The sequence below is a fragment of the Nonomuraea rosea genome (genome assembly GCF_039539705.1).
GTDB classification, from domain to species: Bacteria; Actinomycetota; Actinomycetes; order Streptosporangiales; family Streptosporangiaceae; genus Nonomuraea; species Nonomuraea rosea.
The window spans coordinates 21110-38682 of record NZ_BAABDQ010000071.1; the positions used below are offsets into that span (position 1 = coordinate 21110).

The 17573-nt window shown below is 67.1% G+C and carries 16 protein-coding genes and 3 pseudogenes; 12 read left to right on the forward strand and 7 right to left on the reverse strand.

Translation table 11 applies throughout. From position 1 onward, the window contains the following. Positions 1–11: 11 nt before the first annotated feature. Together ABEA43_RS65090 and ABEA43_RS65095 are read right to left on the reverse strand one after the other, a co-directional pair. A pseudogene (locus ABEA43_RS65090) lies at positions 12–152 on the reverse strand (response regulator transcription factor); the annotation flags it as partial. Positions 153–174: 22 nt separating this feature from the next. Beyond that, positions 175–600: pseudogene (locus ABEA43_RS65095) on the reverse strand (sensor histidine kinase); the annotation flags it as partial. Positions 601–683: 83 nt separating this feature from the next. Here ABEA43_RS65095 and ABEA43_RS65100 point away from each other — a divergent pair. The 9 genes from ABEA43_RS65100 (at position 684) to ABEA43_RS65140 (ending at position 8062) form a co-directional block, all read left to right on the forward strand. Then, a complete protein-coding gene (locus ABEA43_RS65100; protein WP_345580074.1) occupies positions 684–1130 on the forward strand; it encodes a DUF6223 family protein in 447 nt (148 codons plus the stop codon). Positions 1131–1358: 228 nt separating this feature from the next. Further along, positions 1359–1760 (forward strand): DUF6223 family protein, encoded by a 402-nt coding sequence (locus tag ABEA43_RS65105; protein WP_345580077.1) that lies wholly within the window; start codon positions 1359–1361, stop codon positions 1758–1760. Positions 1761–1981: 221 nt separating this feature from the next. After that, positions 1982–2680 (forward strand): sulfotransferase family protein, encoded by a 699-nt coding sequence (locus tag ABEA43_RS65110; protein ID WP_345580080.1) that lies wholly within the window; start codon positions 1982–1984, stop codon positions 2678–2680. 270 nt (positions 2681–2950) lie between these two features. Further along, positions 2951–3544: a hypothetical protein gene (locus tag ABEA43_RS65115; RefSeq protein WP_345580083.1), complete on the forward strand. Its 594-nt coding sequence runs from the start codon at positions 2951–2953 to the stop codon at positions 3542–3544. A gap of 165 nt (positions 3545–3709) precedes the next feature. After that, positions 3710–4126, forward strand: coding sequence for an ArsR/SmtB family transcription factor (locus tag ABEA43_RS65120; RefSeq protein WP_345580117.1), 417 nt, complete (start codon positions 3710–3712; stop codon positions 4124–4126). Continuing rightward, entirely contained in the window at positions 4123–4617 is a 495-nt protein-coding gene (locus ABEA43_RS68570; protein WP_425570742.1) for a hypothetical protein, read from the forward strand. The genes ABEA43_RS65120 and ABEA43_RS68570 overlap by 4 nt, the downstream gene beginning before the upstream one ends. Before the next feature lie 95 nt (positions 4618–4712). Further along, a complete protein-coding gene (locus ABEA43_RS65130; RefSeq protein ID WP_345580086.1) occupies positions 4713–6350 on the forward strand; it encodes a hypothetical protein in 1638 nt (545 codons plus the stop codon). Positions 6351–6581: 231 nt separating this feature from the next. Then, on the forward strand, positions 6582–6836 hold the full coding sequence (locus ABEA43_RS65135; RefSeq protein ID WP_345580089.1) for a helix-turn-helix transcriptional regulator: 255 nt from the start codon (positions 6582–6584) through the stop codon (positions 6834–6836). Further along, positions 6836–8062 carry a tyrosine-type recombinase/integrase gene (locus ABEA43_RS65140; RefSeq protein ID WP_345580092.1) on the forward strand — a complete coding sequence of 409 codons (1227 nt, stop codon included), beginning with the start codon at positions 6836–6838 and terminating at the stop codon, positions 8060–8062. The genes ABEA43_RS65135 and ABEA43_RS65140 overlap by 1 nt, the downstream gene beginning before the upstream one ends. Before the next feature lie 851 nt (positions 8063–8913). On the opposite strand, the gene ABEA43_RS65145 is transcribed toward ABEA43_RS65140, so the two are convergent. Next, a complete protein-coding gene (locus tag ABEA43_RS65145; RefSeq protein ID WP_345580095.1) occupies positions 8914–11637 on the reverse strand; it encodes a tetratricopeptide repeat protein in 2724 nt (907 codons plus the stop codon). Between the two features lie 170 nt (positions 11638–11807). After that, a complete protein-coding gene (locus ABEA43_RS65150; RefSeq protein ID WP_345580099.1) occupies positions 11808–12305 on the reverse strand; it encodes a hypothetical protein in 498 nt (165 codons plus the stop codon). A gap of 607 nt (positions 12306–12912) precedes the next feature. Here ABEA43_RS65150 and ABEA43_RS65155 point away from each other — a divergent pair. From ABEA43_RS65155 to ABEA43_RS65165, 3 genes are all read left to right on the forward strand, one after another. Next, positions 12913–13503: a WD40 repeat domain-containing protein gene (locus ABEA43_RS65155; RefSeq protein WP_345580102.1), complete on the forward strand. Its 591-nt coding sequence runs from the start codon at positions 12913–12915 to the stop codon at positions 13501–13503. Positions 13504–13571: 68 nt separating this feature from the next. After that, positions 13572–14210 (forward strand): hypothetical protein, encoded by a 639-nt coding sequence (locus ABEA43_RS65160; RefSeq protein WP_345580105.1) that lies wholly within the window; start codon positions 13572–13574, stop codon positions 14208–14210. Continuing rightward, positions 14203–15078, forward strand: coding sequence for a hypothetical protein (locus ABEA43_RS65165; protein WP_345580108.1), 876 nt, complete (start codon positions 14203–14205; stop codon positions 15076–15078). The genes ABEA43_RS65160 and ABEA43_RS65165 overlap by 8 nt, the downstream gene beginning before the upstream one ends. A 158-nt stretch (positions 15079–15236) precedes the next feature. On the opposite strand, the gene ABEA43_RS65170 is transcribed toward ABEA43_RS65165, so the two are convergent. The 3 genes and pseudogenes from ABEA43_RS65170 to ABEA43_RS65180 all read right to left on the reverse strand — a co-directional run. Further along, a complete protein-coding gene (locus ABEA43_RS65170) occupies positions 15237–15659 on the reverse strand; it encodes a hypothetical protein (protein WP_345580111.1) in 423 nt (140 codons plus the stop codon). A gap of 248 nt (positions 15660–15907) precedes the next feature. Next, positions 15908–16174: a DUF4158 domain-containing protein gene (locus ABEA43_RS65175; protein ID WP_345580114.1), complete on the reverse strand. Its 267-nt coding sequence runs from the start codon at positions 16172–16174 to the stop codon at positions 15908–15910. A 380-nt stretch (positions 16175–16554) separates the two neighbouring features. After that, positions 16555–17298: pseudogene (locus tag ABEA43_RS65180) on the reverse strand (ISAzo13 family transposase); the annotation flags it as partial. Positions 17299–17573: the final 275 nt, after the last annotated feature.

A 17573-nucleotide genomic window follows, 5' to 3' on the forward strand; every position in this document is an offset into this window, starting at 1 on the left:
CAACGGCTGTACCGATGTTCCTTGACCAGCGCCAGGCCCTCCTCACCGTCGGCGGCCTCGGCCACCACCTCGATGTCGTCTTCGAGGTCGAGCAGCGCGCGAAATCCGCTGCGCAGGAGCGGCTGGTCGTCGACCAGCAGGACCCGGATCATGACGTCCGGTCCACGGGAGTTCGGCCTGGACGGTGAAGCCTCCCTCGCCGCGTGGCTCGGCGCGCAGGCGACCGCCGAGGGCGGTGACCCGTTCGCGCATCCCCAGCAGCCCGACGCCGGGCACCGGGGCGCTGCCAGGCGTGGCCTTGCCGTCGTCATCGATGCGGATCGCCAGAGCGTCCGGACGGCACTCGATCCGAACCGACGCCGTCGCGGCGGCGGCATGCCGGGCGACGTTGGTGAGCGACTCCTGAACGATCCGGTAGACGATCCTGCTCACCGCGGCCGGCACGTCATGTTCCAGGACGCAACATGCGCGCACCCTAGCCCGATGCCCGCGCGAGCGACTCCTTCGCAGAGACGATCGGCCGGCTACCGCACCCGCAGTACCTTTGCCGCTCCTGCCGCGTCGGCGGCAGCAGGCTGCCGCATCGGCGGCATCACACATTGCCCTCGTAGGCGGGACGACCCGCGGTGGGTCCAGCGGACATGCTCAGACGACATCCAGTCGCAGGAAAGAAGGAGCACCGCATGTCCGTGCGTCACCTGCTTGCCGCCGCCGTAACCGTCCCGCTCGCCATCTGTGGGCTTGCCACACCGGCGGCCGCGCACGTCTTGACCCAGCCGGACCCTGTCAGTGCCTACGCCCTGACCGCCGGGCGTCTGTGGTCCGCGGTGGCCGCGCTGCTCGGGCTGGCCGGCGTGGCCATCGGTGGGCTGGCTCTGGCCCGCGCGGCCGGTCGCATCGGCACCGGCTCTGGGCGAAGGGGTGCCGTCGTGGCCCTGGCAGCGGGGCTGGCCGGCATGGTCATCGGCGGACTGGTCGTGGCCGCCGCCGACGGCGGTCCCGGCACCGGCTACGGCATAGTCGGAGGCTACGTGGCCCTCGTGGTGGGGCTGGTCGCCACGGTTGTCGGTGGGCTGGCTCTGGCCCGCTCCCGCCGCGCCACCGCATCACCGCGCCCCCGAACCGGCTGATCACCGCACCGACGAGCACGCCCGGGGCAGGAGTCGTCTGCGCGGAACTGCGTAGCCGCTGCCATCCGCTGTCGGGAGGCCGCGACTGCCTCGACGGCGCGATCATCCATTCCGTGAAACCCCTCCCAGGCGCTCGCGCTCGTCACCGGCACCACCTCGGCCGGCATAGGCCAGTCACCGCAACTGCACACGCTGTGGGCGCCCGTCATTCGACCGAAAGGATCCTCGATGTCTGTCCTGTTTGTGCTTGCCGCACACGCGGCCTCGCCAATCTGTACAACGCCGGCAGAATGCGCGGGCCAGGGCTTCGGTACTTTCCTCGGGACCCCTGAGCGAATCTGGGCCAGTGTGGCCGCACTGGTGGCGCTGGGCGGCGTGGTCATCGGCTGGCTGGCGCTGCGCTCCGTCCGTCGTATCGGCGACGGCGGGAGAAGGGGAGCCATCGTGGCCCTGGTGGCGGGGCTGACCGGCGGACTCAACGGCGCGGTGAAACTGGCTGTCGCCGACGGTGGTCTCGGCACCGGCAACGGAGTATTCGGGGCGGCCTTGGCCCTGGCGCTTGGCCTGGTCGGCGCGGCCCTCGGCGGGCTGGCTCTGGCCCGCTCCCGCCGCACCGAGCTGAGCGGCTGACCGCAGCAAATACAAGCGCGCGATCGAGGCACTGATGACCGTACGCACCTCGATCATCACACGGCGCCGCTTCTCGTGATCTTGTACGTACAGGCAGGCAGCTCTACATCAACAAGTGCGGCTGCCCTACTACTGGTCCGACAATTACGCCAAGGCCACGGTCAACGTCTGCCGAAAGGTGAACGCCGCGGCCGCAGCAGCAGGAGGCTGACGTGTTACACGTGATCGGCGCGGGATTCCCGCGTACCGGAACCAGATCGATGAAGGCCGCGCTGGAAAGGCTGGGATTCGGTCCCTGCTACCACATGGCCGAGATCGGGAGCAATCCCGACCACGTCGACCGGTGGCTGCCCGCCGTCTCCGGCCTGCCGCTGGACTGGGACAGCGTGCTCGACGGCTACCGATCCGCCCAGGACTGGCCGGCCAGTTTCTTCTGGCGCGAGCAGGCGGAGGCCTACCCGGACGCGAAAATCGTCCTGACCGTCCGCGATCCGCATCGCTGGTATGTCAGCATGCAGGCTCTGATCGCCACCCGCCGGGACGTGCCGCCGGATCTGCCCGAAGCGGGGGCCGCGGTACTCAGGACGATGGAGAGGCTCCGCCCGGTTCTCGATCTCATCGGAGAGTCCACCTTCGGCGACACCTGGGACTTCCAGCGGGGCATGCCCGACGAAGAGATCGCGGTAGCGGCGTTCCACCGTCACGTGGCCGTTGTCCAGAAGAGCCTGCCCGCGGATCGCCTCCTGGTGTTCGACGTCCGCGAGGGCTGGGAGCCGCTCTGCCGGTTCCTGGGCGTCGACGCCCCCGCCGGCGAGCCGTTCCCGCGCCTCAACGACTCCGAGACCATGCGGCGTGCGCTGCAACAACTGTTGACCGATGGCAGCATCGACTCGACTTTCATTTCCGGCACGCACGATTGAACGGCATCACCGCGCCTTTCCACAGGACCGTCCTGCGGAGGTGCGCGGAGGTCGTCCTCGCCCCCTATCAATGCGACGCTGGTCCGATCCGGAAGACCGGACCAGAGCCCTGGACGAACACACCAAGAACACTGCCTTTCCGTACGGGCCGGCCCGCCTGGTCGCCCACAGGTCGACCACTTCAGGTCCGCCTGTCCACCAGCCGCATGCGCGACTGCCTCCAGCCCATCCCCGTCGAGGAGTAACGCGGTATCGGCCAGCCATGGGTCCATGGGCGCCGCCCGGCGACCTGATCAACGTGACGATTGTCAAGAAACTTCCGAGAACACGGACTCCGTCGAGCCGAGACGGCGGGGCGCCCGCTCCACCCCGCTACCCGCCGCCTACGAGCACCTGCTCGCCGACTACACCGCCTCGCTGGAACAAGTGCTGCTGGCGGCCGACACCCGCCGCACCTCCGCCTCCCGGGTGCGGATGTACCTGGCGTGGCTGACCGAGCGACCCGCCACCGACGCCCGTGCCCGGAACTGGCCGGGCGCCTCAGTGCGTGACTACCGCCTCTATTTGCTGCGCGAGGCCGACCCCAAACGCTCGGTGCGCTACGTCAACAACGCCCTGGCCGCGCTCGACGACTTCCCCCTGCGCCGCGGCCTGGGCAAGGCCGCCATCGCCCGCGAGGCCGCCGGTCTCGCCAAGGGCTGGCGCGACCTTCCCATCGAGCAGATTCGCGAGCTGAGGCGGCACAAGAACCTGACAGCCCATCTGGAAACCCTGGTCGGCTACCTGGCTCATGGCCCGGTTCGTGAGCGGCTGGTCACCTGGACCGGCGACCCGATCGCTCCTGCCTTGACCAGTCCCCAGTGATCAGGTCGCCTCAACTGACTGGCATCCAAGCGAAGTTCAGAGAAACAAGCGTGTTCATGCTGGCAAGGGGTCCCGTAGGGTCGGGCATCCTCCGAGCTCGACTTCGCGCTGGTCGAAGTGTCCTTCGAACCCGAGCCATTCGGAGTCGGTCACCAGACGGTACTCATCGGCCAGTCGGGTCTGGCGGCGGCGCTGTTTCACTCCCTGGCCGATGAGACCCGGCTGCGTATCGTGGCCCGGCCGGCCCGCGGCGAGGCCCGGGTGGCGGACCTGACCACCCAGCTCGGACTGGCCCAGTCCACGGTGTCCAAGCACCTGGCCTGCCTGCGCGACTGCGGCCTAATCGACTACCGCGCCGAAGGACGCCAGTCCTTCTACTCCCTGATCCGTCCCGAGCTGATGGACCTGCTGGGCTCGGCGGAGCACCTGCTGGCCGCCACCAGCCACGCCGTGACGCTGTGTCCCGCCCACGGCACCCAGCCGGTCGGCGGCGCCAGGAACCTGGCGGCCGAGCTCGACCACGACCTGGCGCACCTCGGCGAACGGAGCACCGACCACGTCGAAGGAGGGGCGGTGTCGTGACCACGCTGAACCTGACCACCCCGGCCCGGCGTACGTTACTGCAACGCCGCATCCAACTGCTGGTCGCCGCCACCATCACCTACAACATGATCGAAGCGGCGGTCGCCATCACCGCCGGCACCATCGCCTCTTCGGCGGCGCTGATCGGGTTCGGTCTGGACTCGATCGTGGAGGTCTCCTCGACCGCTGCGGTGGCCTGGCAGTTCTCCGCCGCCGATCACGAACGCCGGGAACGGGCCGCGCTGCACGGACATGACGAAGGCCCGCCAACGGAAAGACAGTGGACAGTGATGGCCGGGGTGGGGATGTTCACCCCGGCGACCATGGCGCAGCGACAGGACGATGCCGGAACCCGCTTCGGGCTCCACACCGTCCAGCGCCAGCTCGTGGCCGCGGACGGCGCGGACCCACGTGAGGGGAATCGTCATGGCGACGACTATGTCAGCGGGCACCGACAATCGTCCCGGTCTCGAACGCCGGAGGGTGCTTGATCACGGTTTGGTGTCGCGCGACCAGATGATCTTGACGTGGGAGCACCCGTGAGACGTTATTAGAACGCATGTTCCCGTCCCGGCAGGAGGCTCTCGTGTCCCCATCCCTGGTTCGCCGATTAGTCGCTTACTGCGGCGCCGCCGGCCTGATCACCGGCCTGATCACCGTCACGGCCCCCGCCGCCTCGGCGGCCGCCACCACCACCGACCTCGGGGTCACTGACTCCTACACTGCCGACCTAGCCGTCGGCGGCGGCCGGGTGTTCGTTCCCGCCGGCGACCGCATCATCGTGGCCGACACCGACGGAAACCTCACCGGCGGCGTCGTCACCGGCCTGCCCGGCCTCCAAGAGCTGGCCGTGAACGCGGACGGCACCCGCCTGTACGCGGCTCTCACCGGCCCGAACGAGGTCGCCGAGATCGACACCGCGAGCCTCGCCGTCACCCGCCGGATCGACCTGTCGGCCCACCCCTGCCCGTCCACCCTGGCGTTGCTGGGCGAGCGGTTGTGGGTGGGGCACGGATGCGACAACGGCCCCGGCGGCGTCGTCGGCCTGGATCTCAGCGCGAGCGCCCCGGCGCCCCTGGCGGTCGGGGGCGAGCACCTGCGGCCCCCCGTGCTCGCGGCCGCCGGCGACACGCTCGTGGTCGGCCAGACCGCCCTGCACCACGCCGACATGCTGGTCTATGACCTCGGCGAGGGCGCCCCCGCGCTGCGCGGCACGATCGACGGCGAGGAGTGGCGCATCGACTCCCTGCGCGACCTCACCCTGAGCTCCGACGGCGGCACTCTGTTCAGCGCGGCCGACACCCCCGGTCACTTCACCAGGTACGACACCAGGACCCTGGCGGCGACCGGCACCTACGGCGACGGCTGGGACGGGTACCCGTCCGCCGTGGCGCTCGGCTCGGACGGCGCGTACGTCGCGGCCGGACGCCAGTGGGGCAGCACCGACCTCACCCTCTACGACGCCGCGACGGGCGCGGAGCTGTTCACGGCCGACCAGCCGGACGCCGAACTGCTCCCGGACGGCGTCGCCTTCTCCGGCACGGACGTCTTCGCGCTGCTGCGCAGTTCCACGGACCGGCTGCTGCTGTGGCGGGTGACGGGCGTCGCGCTACCGGCCACCAAGCTCACGGTGACGGCCCCCGCGGACGCGTACGCCGGCGCGCCGATCACCGTCGAGGGGCGGCTCACCCGCGCCGATGGCGAGGCGCTCGGGCTCAAGCCGCTCACAGTGATCCAGTACCTGCCCGGCTGGACGAAACTGCCGATCACCGGCGTAACGACGCGGCAGGACGGCACGTTCACCTTCCAGGACACGCCCGTCTTCGAGCTGCCGCCGTACGTCGGCGAGGTGATCTACTTGGTGTTCTGGGACGGCGACGACGGCCACCGCCGCAGCAGCGCCTCCGTCACCGTGACGGTCAAGCGCCAAGCCACGCTCACCCTGACAGGGCCGCAGTCCGGCGTCCCCGGCACGGCCGTGGAGCTGAGCGGCATCCTGACAGCGGGCGGCAGGCCGCCCTCTCCGAGGTCCACGCTCACCCTGTACGTCAAGGGCGCCAGCGGTAAGACCGTCAAGCTCCCACCGGTGAGGGTGAACGCCGACGGCACGTACACGTTCACCGACACGCCCGCCAACGCCGGCAGGTACAGCTACCTAGTGAGCTATGCGGGGGACGGCGGGACCGGACCGGCCCAGGCCACCCATCAGATCATCGTCAAGTGACCCGATGAGCGGTGCCCGGCCGCCGGGCCGGGCACCTCGGCCGGGATCCGGTGGTGACTCACCAGGCCCTGCCGACGTGTTCCAGGAGGCAGGGGACGTACGTCAGGTACGCCTGGATCAGGAGCACCAGCACGTCCGCCGAACGCGGTCGCCAGTAGCCGCTCATCGGCTTCCTTCCCATGCGCGGATTCACGCCGTAGCGCCTGGGCGGAGGGTCGGAGCAAAGGACCTGTGCCATCGAACGCTGACCTGACCCTGCCCGAAAACTCGCCCAAGAACGACGCGTCAGAGTGCATCTGGCGCACGACCGAGGAAGTCGCAGCCATTCTCAAAGTCGATCCGTCAACCATCCGCCGCTGGCGTACCGCCCAGCCGCCTCAAGGGCCGCCGTTCGTCCGGCTGACGGCCCGGTTGACCCTCTACAGCACCCACGACCTCCAGCACTGGCTGGCCGAGCACCGCATCGACCCCCGCGAGGTGGCCTGATGGCGCGGCCCGAACTACCCCCCGTCGGCATCGCGCTCGCCGCTGACATCGAAGTACGCGCGGGCAGCAACCTCTACCGCGCGCGTGTGCGATGGTTCGATCCAGCCACGGGCAAACGGCGATCCAAGTCGGTGGCCCTGGCCACCAAGGAAGCCGCCGCGACATGGGTCGCCGAGTTGGAGAGCGCCGCACGTGGCGGCGTCGATCCCAACACCGCGACCATGACCCTCGGCGAATACGGCCGGCGGATCATGCATCTGGCCGTCCGCGGCCTGGAGGCCAAAACCCTCGACCCCTACCTCGCCGGGTGGCGTAAGCGCGTCGAACCCAGCCTGGGGCACCTGCCCGTCCGCATGATCACCAACGGCGCGGTCGATCGTACGGTCCACGGCTGGATCGCCGACGAATGCACTCGATCCACGGTCAAGAACAGCCTGGCCATCCTGGTCCGGGTCATGGAGCAGGCCGTACGGGACGGCATCATCGACCGCAACCCGGCCAGGGTCACCGGCTGGCAGCGGGAGTTCAAGAAGGCTGAGGACGAGCTGGACGACCCGCGAACGCTGGCGTTGCCGGACTGGGCGGCGCTGGAACGGCTGGCCCGTACGCTCGTGGCGCGCTCGACCGGCGCCTACCCGGGCTGGGGCGACATCGTGATCTTCGCCGCGTGCACGGCGGCGCGCATCGGCGAGGTGTCCGGGGTCCGCACGGGCGACATCGACACAGGCACGTGGACCTGGACCCTGCGCAGGCAGACCACACCGAGCCCCGGCGGCCTCGTGGACAAGGGAACCAAGGGCAAGCGAGCCCGCAAGGTGCCGATCATCGCCGAGGTGCGGGAGCTGGTCCTGAGACGGATGGAGGCCACCGGCGAGGAGCCGGCCGCGCGGCTGTTCACCGGTCCCAGGGGCGGCCGCATCACCACGGCCGTTCTGAGAGACGCCACGCACTGGGACGAGGTCGTGGCCGCCCTGGGCTACGAACACCTCCGCCGCCATGATCTACGCCACACCGGCCTGACCTGGATGGCCGATGCCGGTGTCCCGATCCATGTCCTGCGCAAGATCGCCGGGCATGGGTCGCTGACGACGACGCAGTGCTACCTGCATCCGGACCTGCGCGCAGTCACCGACGCCGGTACGGCGCTGAGTGCGCATCTGCGTGCTCCAGGCCCCGGGTGGTCCCCAAGTGGTCCCCAGCTCCGGTTGATCAAGGGCGGCGGATGATCGACCGCTGGAAACGAGGAAAGCCCGTCACCTTGGAGAACACTCCAATTGACGGGCTTTGCCCAACCGTCGGGACGACAGGATTTGACCTGCGACCCCTTGACCCCCAGAACGTTGGAGTAGACGTTTCCGCACGTCAAACCACATATGAAACCGAGCCCAATGTTCGCCGACCCGGGCGCTGTGCCCCTCCAGGAACAGCGTGTGGTCCCAAACTGGTCCCAACGTCCATGCTCTGCTTCTGCCCGGCAACAGCACTCGAACGCCGCCCTGCCTGTTCCGAGACGATCGACCTGGCCGGGCCGTCTTTCGCCGGCCTCCTCCGGCCACACGAGGCCAACGCCAGCCTTCTCGACCCGCGGATCGCCAGCGCCCGCACTGCTGGCCGACCTTACCTGTACGCCTTCATCCGCTGCCTCGACCAGGACCGCGACGACCCAATTGATCGCAACGCCGCCAACGACGACCGCTCAGAAGCAAGAATCTTGGTCTGGAAGAGGTGGTGTGAAAGCGGCCTGAGGTTTCTCATCATCCCTGAGATATCGGATTGGCGACTGCCCACGCGAGCGGAAGATCAACGCGGTTAAGTGGAGCTTGCGACTCTCTTCTGTGTTGGGAGGACGGCCGTTGCGAACGTTAAAGACTGCTGGGCGCGTCTTTGTGGGGGCGTCCCTGACGGTCGCTGCGGGAATAGCGATCAACCAGATCCTGGTCGATGGGACGCTGAGCTGGAGCTGGGGATACCTGGCTCCCCCAGGGCCGGAGATCGCCCGTGCACGCCAGGAGATGACCTGCATGGCCATGGCCAGGGTGGATGGCATTATCGGCAGGGCGCAGGATCGGGCATTGAGTCAACGACTGGCTTCGCCGGACATGCGGACGCTGCCGTCGGCATCCGTGACCCTGACGGACACCTGATTATCCTTTTGCTTGCTCAATACGATGACACCTCCCTTACATCCATCGCCACGGACGCGGCCAAGTCCCAGTGTGAGCTCTTTGTCCGAGGCCTTTTTCATGGCGAGAGTGGCGGTGCAGTGATACTTGGCACCCCACCGGATGGTGGTCGCATCGGTCCCCTTCTCCGCCGCTTTTGTCATGGGGATCGTCACCGGGAAAACGGTCCCGCTGTCCAGGCGGGTCAGGGTGCCTACCCAGGTACCGGTGAAGAAGGTGGAATCGTCGCTGGCTGTCGCTGACGGTGCGGTATCGGGGAGGGACAGCCCAGAGCCCAGGGCATGGATAACGCCGACCGCGATCGCCGAGGCCAGGACGAGTGCCAGTGACCACATGATGGCCAGGGGCCACCTGTTGGGCCGCCTGCCATTGGCTTTCGAGGAGCCAGGAGAAACCGTGCTTGAAGAGATCGGCCGGGCGCTTGCCGGAATGTGTGGCGGATCGATCGGCTGGGACGGATCAGCCGTGGCGGGCCGGGCAGTCTGGGGATGTTCATGGGTGGAAGGCGGAGCGACGTGCCGGTCGCGGATTCGGGACGGGTTCCCCGCCTTTTCTGTCCACGCCGCGAGATTCGCCCTGGTTGCCAAGGTTTCGGGGTGCTTTGGTCCGAGCACGCGCTCTCGTATCGGCAGCAGCGCGGCGTACTGGTCGCGAGCTCGGGCCGCGTCTCCCGCTCGGCCGGTGAAATAGGCCAGGTGAGCGCGTACGGTTAGCGTGTCGGGGTGTTCGGGGCCGAGTACGCGTTCGCGTATCGGCAGGAGAGCGGTGTACTGGTTGCGGGCTGCAACGGCATCACCAGCCCAGCCGGTGAAATAGGCCAGGTGAGCGCGTACGGTTAGCGTGTCGGGGTGCTCGGGGCCGAATACGCGCTCGCGTACGCGTAGCAGCGTAGCGAACTGGTCACGGGCTCCGGCTCTGTTTCCTGCTTGTCCTGTCCAATAGGCCAGTTCGGTTCGTACGGTCAACGTGTCGGGGTGCTCGGGCCCCTGTACGCGTTCCCGTACGGGCAACAACGTTGCGAACTGGTCACGGGCCCCAGCGACGTCTCCTGCTTGCCCTGTCCAATAGGCCAGTTCGGTTCGTACGGTCAACGTGTCGGGGTGCTCGGGCCCGGACATTTGCTGGAGGGGCAACAGCGTGGCGAACTCGTCGCGTGCTCCCACCGCATCTCCCGCCAGCCCTGTCCAGTGAGCAAAATTCGTCCACACGTGCAATGTGGTCGGATGCTGAGATCCTGAGACTCGTCGGACCAGGGGCAGCAGGTCGGCGAACTGTTCGCGGGCGCTGATCGCATCTCCCGCGCGTCCGGTCAGGACAGCCAAGAGGCCGCGAGAGGCTATCGTGGCGGGATGCTCGGTCCCGTGTATTTCCCGAGTAGCATCATAGATTTGCCGACAGAGGGTGCGAGCGGTGGTGTAGTCGCCGCTGGCCTCCAGGTAGCTGAGCATCTTCCGCATGCCACTTGAGCCCAGCCCCAAAGTGGCGTGAGCGTGGGGAAGGAGACGAGCGTAGGCGGGCCAGGAGGCAGGTTGATCCGGATCCTGAGGGATCTTGGTTTCCAGGAGCATGGCGGCCACCCGGCGCCATTCCAACAGTCTAAGGCCGGACCGGCCAGGACCGCTGTTGGAGGATCCCTCGGCAGAGAGGTGATCCAGCGTGATGGCCTGGACGAGACGGTGGATCGATGTCAAGCCTTGAACTGGTGGACTGATCAGCGAGTAGCGACCTAGCGCGGTGACCGCCTCGTCCACGACGAAGGGGCTGTCGAACAGCGGAGCCAGGCGCCGGACGACCTCGCCCTGATCGGGGCCCAGCGGGCGGTGATGGTGTGCCGGTTGCCGATGACCGGTAAGTAGCAACCCGATAGGAATATCGTCAGGGCTGTAGCAAGCAAGCAGGCGCAACAGGGCGATCGCTATCGGTGTGGCGTGCTGAAGTTGATCGAGAGTCAGCGACCAAGTGGAGGCGACCCGCTGGTCGTATCCGGTGGGATCGCCATGGGCGAGGAGTTCCGCCCGTTGATCATTGAGGAGTCCCAGGTAGTCGTCCAATGTCCGGCCGGTGGCGCTCAGGTAGGCGGCCGCCTGTTCGAGCGCCAGGGGCAATCCTCCCAACTGCTCGGCGACCCGTCTCGCGGCCTCGTGATCATCGCGATCCGAGGCGGTACGCGAGATGAGAAAGTCAGCGGCTATGTCCCCGTCCAAGGCCGAGACTTCCCAGCCCTGAATGGAAGGCCAATGTGCTGAGCGACTAGTGACGATGACATGGCCCTGCCCCACGGGGGGTAGAACCGTTCGCAATGCCACTGCGTCGATGGCGTTGTCGATGATCAACAGCCAAGAATCGGCACGTGCGGCCAGCGCCGCATGGACCTGCGTCACCGGGTCGGCGGCGTCCACCAGATCGCGTACTCCCAGTAATACCGCCAGCTCGCCCAACTGCGCTGACAATGTCGTGGGATCCTGGGCCGCTAGCTGCCAGATCAGCCCGTAGGTGTGGCTGTGGCGATGGGCGTACTCCACAGCGAGGCTGGTTTTGCCCATTCCTCCCAATCCATGGAGGACGACGATCTGCGGTCCTGGTCGGCCCTCGGCCGCCAACCGGGTGCGCAACTCCATCAGTGCCGTTTCCCTGCCCGCAAGGAAGGCCGGCCGGGGTGCCAGACGCACCGGCCGCGATGCCACAGGCGTCCGATGCTGATAAAGCGCACCGATCGCGATTCCGCGGCGGTCGGCGTAGATCAGCGGATATGCCCCAGTCGAGGGCCTTGGAGGATCTTCGGGTACGGTCAGGCCGAAGCCGGACCCGGCTGCGAAGGGTTGGGCGGCTCCGCGCCGGGTGGCGACGGCGGGAAGGAAGGTAGTGGTGGCACCGAGCCATGGATGACGCCTGCGGCCACTGAGCCGCGGTCGGCCTTGATATGCATGTCGCGGTTGACCGCCACACCATGATCTCCGGCGCTTGCTGTGCCGATGGGGTCATGGTCACGCAGATGAGCAACGGCCTGCTCCAACTGGGCGGCGAAAGTCGTATCGTCTTCGGCGGCGTCGGCTATCGCCAGTTGCACGCGCTGCACGCTGCGCTCACTTTCGACACCTCGTGCGGCTTCACGCTCCAGTCTGACCAGCGCAGGATCTTCGCCTAGTTTCGCCCGTACCACCTCATGCAGTCGGTCCATCCCCGAGTCCAGCGCATGATCGACTTCAGCGTCCGCCCGACCGGCTACACGCTTCCATTTGCGCACCAGGTAGGCCACCGCGTATCCGATCAGCAATTCCAGGCCCATGGTTGGTTATCTCCCGTCACTTGACTCGCGTCGTTGGAGTACGCAATTCCGGCAGAAGCTATTTTGTATGCCCTCTGGTCGCCGTTTCGCGGTCTCCTCTAAGAATATAATCGATTAGTAGGTGGGCTGCTAATTTATATCTATAGCTGCTCAAGAAACCTCGCGCGCATGGTCTGAGCTGGAGTTTCTCCGGATGTCACGCGACTGGGCGGTATCCGTTGATCGCTTTCCGGAAGTGGATCAGGACATCGCTGAGGAGTACGCGCGTGACGTTCGGGAGGCCGTGCAGGCAGAGGGAGAAGGAGGTAGATCATGCCACGGTATTCCTCCGGGCTCGCCAACGATGTCCTGCTTCCGCCGCCGCAACTGGTACACCCGCCGTCCTTCCCCTTCACCAAGACCTCCTTCGCCAGCAACACGATCTGATCCTCGGTCCTGGAGTTAGATGTGTAGGCCTTTTAAGGTCCCCCACTCCCGGACCTCGGCCACCCCACTTCAAGATCGTGAATGCTGGAGATTCGAGCGTCCAGCCATCCCCGTGACCTGGAACGATTCGGGAACCATCACAAGATGCGACACCAACCTCGGGTCACCGTTCCGCTCCGAGATGCCGAACCGTACCGGCCGCGACAAGCGCGCTGCTGTACCGGGGCAGCCGCCTGGACGCCGCCGGGAGCTGGGCCGAAGCCGCCCATGCCGTACCGAGGACGAGCTCCACCCGGCGGTAAGGGCGCTCCTGACCGCGTCGGGCCTGCTGCCCCGCCGGACCGCCGTCACCGCCGCCCCGTCCGCACTGACCCTGATCCCCATCACTGCCGCGATCTACGCCTTCATCCAGCGTGGCGAGGCGGAACGGCCACGCGACACCGCCGTCTACGAGCGCGTCCTGTCCGAAGCAGACCGGACCTCCGGCCCTGACGGGGCACTGTCCGCTCAGCTGACCCTGCTGGCCCACCGCCGACAGCACTCCGACGAGACCCGCACCCGCCTGCTCGCTACCCAGTACATGCCGTTGAACACCCTGGTGCACGGTCACGACGACGACGTCACCGCGGTGGCGTTCAGCCGGGACGGCAGCACGCTGACCAGCGCCGGAGCCGACGATTCGGTGCGGCTGTGGGACATCAGCGACCCCGGCTACCCCGCCCCGCGAGCCGGTCGCATCCTCCCTCGGGCACGAGACCGGCGAACCCGGTAATGCTGTCCTCCTCAGCACTAGGGATTTCCCGGAGGCGCCCCCTCATTCCCTGTCGCCATCCTGGGTACATGACCACACCGATCCGGCAGCTACCCCGCCCGCCCGAATACGGGGACTTACGCGAGTTCCCCGCCATCGTCGAACCCCGCATCCGTGATCTTCCGCCGCCTGACGACCCGGGCATCGACGAATGGGAGCCCTTCGGCTCGGAGCGCAAGGAACTGCCCACGAGCAACGAGCTGGTGCAGCGGCTACGCGCCACGGTGTTCGGCGACGAGCGGCTCAGGCGGCTGCTGGAGGGCAAGCGGCATGTCGTGATCGGTGCCGCGCTGCGGCACGACGACAAGAGGCCATCGGCGCACGGCATCGTGTCCATCTACAACTACAGCGACGACGTGTCCTACGAGGTGCGCTTCGACCACGAGCTGCGCCTGCTGGAGGTGGTGGAGAGCGTCGAGCAGCCGCCGCTGGCGGAGGAGGAGATCGCCAGGGCGACCGAGATCGCCCGCTCGGATGAGCGGGTGGCCCGGCGGCTGCGGCCCGAATACCAGGCATTCGTGCTGCTGGTCAGTGCCGTGGAGCACGGTGATGAGCATTACCGCCAACGCCGCGCCTATGTCGGCTTCGGGCCCGAGGACGAGCGGATGCCAGCGGTTCGCGTGATCGTCGACCTCGGCACCAAACGGGTGGTGGGACGCGATGAGTGAGGCGGGAAGCATCGTCTGGCCGAGCGCGCAGGAACCTCTGTGGCGGCTGGAGTGGCGGCTGGCCGACAGCCCGGACCAGGAGGGCATCGTGATCCGCAGCGCGCGCTACCGAGATCACCAGGTCTTCTACAAGGCGAGCCTGCCGTCGCTCCGGGTCCAGTATGACGGGCCGTGCGGGCCGTACAAGGATCCGCTCAACTACAACAACGCCCAGCCCACCGCGCGCTGCCCCAACCAGCGGGTGTGCGTCTACTCCTATACCAGCAATGGTTTCAGGGCGCTGGGTGTGGAGTCCTATCACCGCATCGGGGCCTATCGGTTGACGCATCGGTGGGTTTTCTGGGAACACGGCTGGATCATGCCGCGCCTCTACAGTGCGGGCCTGCAGTGCAACTACGACCATCGCCACCACGCTTACTGGCGTTTCGACTTCGACATCGACAACGCCGGCCGCGACCTGGCCTTCGAGTACAACACCTACACACCCGACATTGGGTGGGGCCCGGGCTGGCACTCCAAGCCGTCCGAGATCACCCGCCGGAAATGGCCCTCGTCCAACCGCCGCTGGGCCGTCATGGACCTCGACAGCAGCCGAGGCTATTTCGTCCTGCCAGGTCCCAACGATGGCGTGGCTGACGCGTTCTCCACATCGGATCTGTGGGTGCTGCGCTACCGGAGCGAGGAGGACCTGTACGGCCGACAGGGAAGCGCTGCCGCCGATGGCCTGAGCACGCATCTGACGGGCGAGGACACCAACGGCCGGGACATCGTCTTGTGGTACTGCGCCCATCTTGGCCACAGCGCGGACCATGGCGGCGACGACTGGCACGGCATCGGGCCCAACCTCGCACCGTTCGGCGCCTGGTAGCCAATCGAGAATTCCGCCCTGGTCGACGCTTCGTACCGGGTCCTTATGGGTCCCCTCGAAATATCGTGGCAGGAAGCGCTATGCCGTTTGTCTCGGCGGTTGTGATGGTGATCGCTGACAACTGTTGAAGGCGCGGGAAATATCGGGCTGACGACCTCTTACGTGAGGATCACCTTGGTCCCCCATCCACGCAGCCAGACAACAGGGACGCTGGCGGTTTTGCGCGTGGTGGCCTGTCCGAGATCGTTGGCCCCGCCGTAGACGACTACTGGAATGTCGTAGAGCCCGACTACCGGATACGCGTACAGAGACTGTCTTCGCCCAGGCGACGCAGCGGGGATCTCCCCCGAGATCTCGGCATGCTTGGTGTGCCCCTCGGTGAAGGTCCGGCTGCGGGACGCCACGGTGGTGAAGGCGCGGGTCACTGAGTCGGTCCAGCGGATGCCGCTGCTGCTCGACGATCCGAGTTTTTGCCCGAGGGTGAACATGGACTCGATGCTGAACCCAGCCGTCAGCTCGTGGGTGCGCTTCTCCTCTTGCGACAGTTCCAGACCGCTGGCCAGGGTCACGATCGAGGTCACGGAGGTCTCTCCACCCTTCGCAAGTGAGGTGGAGGTCTGGGTGCTGAGGCGCTCCGATTAAACCGAAACGCCTGTTGTGCCTGGTGGGATCACCTCAATGAGCAGACCGCGCCGCGGTCCGCTCCATGCGCCTTCTCACACACGACGGAATGGCGCGCTGCCGAGGCTGGGCCATGAAGCCGCCGCCCGTGGCCAGCTCGGCGAGGGTGGCCGAGGTGCTCGACAATTGCGATGGCGATGGAATGAGATTACTGCTGGCAGGGGATGCGCAGCGGACGTAGTCGACCACCACCGTCGGCACATCCTCCGGATCGACCAGGGACGCAGTTCAAGAATCGGGCCGTCCCGAGCTGGACGGCATAGGCGAGCTGGTTGCGGGCGCCGTTGGCCGCCATCGCCCGCCGCCGGTCAGCGACCTCCAGATGAAAGAACCCACCCAGCTGGGTGAGACCGGGAACCTCGTTGAACTTGCCCCACCTGCTGCGCTGGTCCTCGGTGAGGAAGCTGACCGGCATCACAGACTCCTGGCGCTCGAAGGCCAGGCCGGGTCACCGGCCGCTATCAGCCAAAAATGTAACATCCGGATGATCTTCGAGATGTCCGGTCAGAGCGAATCCGCGATATTGATCATGAAACGTGATGTTCGGCCCCGGCCCTCACAGGGCGAGGCGTTTACGATCTCCCGGCGAGACTCAGGCGCGCCCCGCAGGCGACGTCCCAGCCAACGTCCGCCGTACCTGCTCGTGCGACATCCCCAACTGTCGGCTGATCCGACGCAACCCCCGCCCCTCACCCCGCGCAGCGACCATCGTCTGCGCCGAGGCCGTCGCCACCATCTCCTCCAGCATCACGCGTAACTCCGCCAGCCTGGCCAGCCTGATCGCCGGCGCCCCCCATGGTCGGTGCCCACGCTGCCCCATCCGGCGTTGGCGGCCAGATCGTAGACGCCGTACGGAATGGCTGCGCCCACCGCATCGGTGGGGAAATCGTGGACGTTGACCGGCGTCGGTTCTCCTGTCGGCCGCCACTCGCGGCCGGCGTTGACGAACTCGCCGATCAGTTCCTTCTTCTTGGTGTCGACGCTGATCACCGGATCTCCGCCGATCCGGTAGGACCGCGCCTGCTCGTTGATGTAGCGGAACTGGGCGCCACGATCGGGGTGCCGCCTGCCTTCGCGGATTCTGGCGTTGCCCTGCAGGCTGAAATGCTCTGTTCGCAGCAGGTCAGCCACGGTGTCCGCGCTGATGCGATGCCCCTGACGGGTCAGTTCGGCCGCCAGGTGGCGGGTCGACTTGGTCGTCCACCGTAACGGCGAGTCCGGATCTCCGCGCATGTCCGGCTCGACCAGCGCCAGCAGCGCCGCACGTACCAGCGGTGCGGTCTGGGTGATCGGCTTTCGGCCCCCACCTACGCGACGGACCCGACCCAGCACCGGCGCGCCATCGGCAAGTTCATGTAAGCCTCGCGCGACTGTGCCTGTGCTCACCCCCGCAGCCCGGGCGACCGCCTCGATTCCCCCATGCCCGCGCGTCTGGGCTTCGGCCCCCATCAGCAGCCGCCGCTGACGCTCGTCCAGATGAGGAAAGAGCAGCCGAAACTTCACCGCCAAGGTCGCCGAGCCATCTCGCCCATCGCCCATACCCACACCATGACAGGCCCGCCCCAACACGCCAGCCGCCGAGATCAAACCAGCTAGTAATTTTCCTGCGGCTCCTATGTAGCCGACTGTCCGGAATCTGTTGGGCACCTCACGTTGCTTCTAACCTGTTCGCCGGGGCACTCATCTGTTAGAGCCTGCTGACAAAGGACTTTGGTGTCGAGGCTCAAGTCACGAGAGTGTCGAGGTGCGGTCATCATTGGGCCGTTGACCGGTGAACGGGAGCGGGCTCCCGGTAGCTGAGGTGTTGTCTAAGC

What these genes read in the sequence shown, in the direction of transcription:
- ABEA43_RS65100 (WP_345580074.1), top strand. Translation starts at nt 684, where the DNA reads ATGTCCGTGCGTCACCTGCTTGCCGCCGCCGTAACCGTCCCGCTCGCC.
- ABEA43_RS65105 (WP_345580077.1), top strand. Translation starts at nt 1,359, where the DNA reads ATGTCTGTCCTGTTTGTGCTTGCCGCACACGCGGCCTCGCCAATCTGT.
- ABEA43_RS65115 (WP_345580083.1), top strand. Translation starts at nt 2,951, where the DNA reads ATGGGCGCCGCCCGGCGACCTGATCAACGTGACGATTGTCAAGAAACT.
- ABEA43_RS65140 (WP_345580092.1), top strand. Translation starts at nt 6,836, where the DNA reads ATGGCGCGGCCCGAACTACCCCCCGTCGGCATCGCGCTCGCCGCTGAC.
- ABEA43_RS65145 (WP_345580095.1), bottom strand. Translation starts at nt 11,637, where the DNA reads ATGGAGTTGCGCACCCGGTTGGCGGCCGAGGGCCGACCAGGACCGCAG.
- ABEA43_RS65150 (WP_345580099.1), bottom strand. Translation starts at nt 12,305, where the DNA reads ATGGGCCTGGAATTGCTGATCGGATACGCGGTGGCCTACCTGGTGCGC.
- ABEA43_RS65155 (WP_345580102.1), top strand. Translation starts at nt 12,913, where the DNA reads ATGCCGAACCGTACCGGCCGCGACAAGCGCGCTGCTGTACCGGGGCAG.
- ABEA43_RS65160 (WP_345580105.1), top strand. Translation starts at nt 13,572, where the DNA reads ATGACCACACCGATCCGGCAGCTACCCCGCCCGCCCGAATACGGGGAC.
- ABEA43_RS65165 (WP_345580108.1), top strand. Translation starts at nt 14,203, where the DNA reads ATGAGTGAGGCGGGAAGCATCGTCTGGCCGAGCGCGCAGGAACCTCTG.
- ABEA43_RS65175 (WP_345580114.1), bottom strand. Translation starts at nt 16,174, where the DNA reads ATGCCGGTCAGCTTCCTCACCGAGGACCAGCGCAGCAGGTGGGGCAAG.